Raw genomic sequence first — 2406 nt, 5'->3', positions numbered from 1 at the left:
CCCTGCGGACCGGGTCCGTGCCCGATTCCGCCCTGGCCGCCGTGCGCCGCAGGCGGCTCCTGCCGACCGTCCTCGTGCAGGCGCTGCAACGTCTCCTGCACCGGCTCGTGGTCGCACCGACCGTGCAAGGGCGCCGCGCCGGGCCGCCCACGCCGCTGGTCGCCCTGATGCGGCGCGTACCACGGCTCTCGGTGGTTCCGGCCTACATGATCGGCGTCGGACCCCGTCCGGAGCACGCACCGGATTTCGCCCGGCGGCCGACGGAGTGACCGAGACCGGCCGGGGACGTCCGGACGCGCGGACTCAGCCCGCCTGCACGGGGTTGGTGAGCGTGCCGATGCCCTCCACGGTGATCGAGACCTGCTGTCCCGCCTCGATCGGGCCCACGCCCTCGGGCGTGCCCGTGAGGATCATGTCCCCGGGCAGCAGGGTCATCACCGACGAGACGAACTCCACCAGCTCGCCCACCTTGTGCACCATCGCCGAGGTGCGGGCGTCCTGCTTCACGGCGCCGTCCACCTCGGAGGTCAGCGCCAGATCCGAGGGGTCGAGGCCGGTCTCGATCCACGGGCCCACCGGGCAGAAGGTGTCGAACCCCTTCGCCCGGCCCCACTGGCCGTCCGCGCGCTGGAGGTCGCGGGCGCTGACGTCGTTGGCGACCGTGTAACCCAGGATGGCGGCGGCGGCCTTGGAGGCGGGCACGTTCTTCACCGGCTGCCCGATCACGACCGCCAGTTCGCCCTCGAAGTCCACCTGCGAGGACATTCGGGGCAGCTTGATCGGCACGTTGGGTCCGATGACGGTCGTCGAGGGCTTGAGGAAGATCATCGGGTCGGCCGGGACCTCGTTGCCGAACTCCTCGGCGTGCTTGGCGTAGTTCCGGCCGACCGCGATCACCTTGGTCGGCAGGATCGGCGCCAGCAGCCGCACGTCGGCCAGCGGCCACCGTCTCCCGGTGTAGTTCGGGGTGCCGAACGGATGATCGGCGATCTCAAGGACCTGTGCCGCGTCGTCGGCCTCGCCCTCGGCCTCGATGGAGGCGAAGGCGACACCGTCGGGATGGGCGATTCGAGCCAAACGCACGCCGTGATCGTACCGCCCGCCGTCACTCCACGCGGCGCGCCTTGTGCACCAGCGCGTCGCAGAGGGCCAGCCAGCTCGCCTCGACGATGTTCGGGTGCACCCCCACCGTCGTCCACTCCCGCTCGCCGTCCGAGGACTCCACGAGCACGCGGGTCGTGGCGTCGGTGCCCGACCGGCCCGCGAGGATGCGCACCTTGTAGTCGGACAGCTCGACCTCGTCCAACCAGGACAGGTGTCGGCGCAGCGCCTGGCGCAGCGCCGCGTCCAGCGCGTGCACGGGGCCGTTGCCCTCCGCCGTGGCGATCACCCGCTCGCCACCGACGTGCACCTTCACCGTCGCCTCGGACACGACCTCTCCCTCGCCGCGGTGATCGAGCACCACGCGGTAGGACTCCAGCGTGAACGGCGGCTCGCCGACGTCGTCGGTCTCGGCCCGCAGCAGCAGCTCCAGCGAGGCGTCGGCGGCCTCGAACGACCACCCCTGCGCCTCGAGCGCCTTGACCTTCGTCAGCGCGTTCGACAGCGCCTCGGGCCGCTCGGCCAGCTCGACGCCGAACTCCCTGCCCTTGAGTTCGAGGCTGGCCCGTCCCGCCATCTCGGTCACCAGCACGCGCATGTCGTTGCCGACCAGCGCCGGGTCGATGTGGTTGTACAGCAGCGGGTCCACCTTGATCGCACTGGCGTGCAGGCCAGCCTTGTGCGCGAACGCCGACGAGCCGACGTAGGCCTGGTGGGTGTCCGGGGTGATGTTCGCCAGCTCGGCGAGGGCATGGGAGATCCGGGTCAGTTCGGCGGCCCCGCCGGGCGGCAGCACCTCCATGCCGAGCTTGGCCACCAGATTGCCGGTGACGGCGAAGAGGTCGGCGTTGCCCGCCCGCTCCCCGTAGCCGTTGGCCGTGCACTGCACGTGCGTCGCGCCCGCCTGCACGGCGGCCACGGTGTTGGCCACCGCGCACGCGGTGTCGTCCTGGCAGTGGATGCCCAGCCGCAGGCCCGTGCGCCGCGCCACCTCGCCGACGGTGTCCGCGAGGCCCAGCGGGAGCTGGCCGCCGTTGGTGTCACACAGGACGACGACGTCGGCCCCGGCCTCGCCCGCCGCGTCGAGCACGCGCAGGGCCGTGTCCGGGTCGTGGGCGTAGCCGTCGAAGAAGTGCTCGGCGTCGACGAACACCCGGCGTCCGTGGGAGACCAGGAAGGAGACGGTGTCGCGCACCATGGCGCACGCCTCGTCCACGTCCACGCGCAGCGCGCGCTCGATGTGCCGGGCGTCGGCCTTGGCCACCAGGGTCACCGCCGCCGCGCGCGAGTCTGCTCGGTGTAGGT

At 72.1% G+C, this 2406-nt stretch carries 2 protein-coding genes and 1 pseudogene; 1 reads left to right on the top strand and 2 read right to left on the bottom strand.

The annotated features are described in order from the left end of the window. A pseudogene (locus SACSA_RS26065) lies at window positions 1–269 on the top strand (FAD-dependent oxidoreductase); the annotation flags it as partial. A gap of 34 nt (window positions 270–303) precedes the next feature. Here the strand turns inward: SACSA_RS26065 and SACSA_RS0111470 are convergent. Together SACSA_RS0111470 and cimA are read right to left on the bottom strand one after the other, a co-directional pair. Further along, a complete protein-coding gene (locus SACSA_RS0111470) occupies window positions 304–1083 on the bottom strand; it encodes a fumarylacetoacetate hydrolase family protein (protein WP_019816019.1) in 780 nt (259 codons plus the stop codon). A 22-nt stretch (window positions 1084–1105) separates the two neighbouring features. Further along, on the bottom strand, window positions 1106–2406 hold a 1301-nt coding region (gene cimA, locus SACSA_RS22585), incomplete at its 5' end, for a citramalate synthase (RefSeq protein ID WP_083940235.1).

Origin of the sequence: Saccharomonospora saliphila YIM 90502 (assembly GCF_000383795.1) — a bacterium.
GTDB classification, from domain to species: Bacteria; Actinomycetota; Actinomycetes; order Mycobacteriales; family Pseudonocardiaceae; genus Saccharomonospora; species Saccharomonospora saliphila.
Note: the sequence above shows the minus strand (reverse complement) of the source record. Positions and strands in the feature narration are given on the sequence as shown.